We start from the raw sequence: 264 nt of genomic DNA, 5'->3' as shown, positions 1-264 counted from the left end.
ACGAAAGATACCTCAAAATGAAAAAAGCACTTCTTCTCCTGCCGCTGCTGGCTGTTACTGCCTGTGCCAGCACCTCTCAGGGCAAACTGCGTCAGGCTGTGTACGACATGGACAGCGCGTATCACATTCTGGCAAACCCGATGCCCGATGTAATGGCAGGTAAGGTGCCGGGAGTAACACTCACGGACATACAGAAAAGCCTCGTGAAACGTGCCAGCCAGACAGTTTTCAATGAGCTGAGCACGCTGAACACCTCAGTTCAGA

1 pseudogene is annotated in these 264 nt (G+C 52.3%); it reads left to right on the top strand.

Going from position 1 to position 264, the window contains the following annotated elements:
• Positions 1–17: 17 nt before the first annotated feature.
• Positions 18–264 (top strand): annotated as a pseudogene (locus HK25_RS12305) (hypothetical protein); the annotation flags it as partial.

Source organism: Acetobacter sp. DsW_059, assembly GCF_002153695.1.
GTDB classification, from domain to species: Bacteria; Pseudomonadota; Alphaproteobacteria; order Acetobacterales; family Acetobacteraceae; genus Acetobacter; species Acetobacter thailandicus.
The sequence above is the reverse complement of the archived record's forward strand: the minus strand, read 5'-3'. Positions and strand labels throughout refer to the sequence as shown.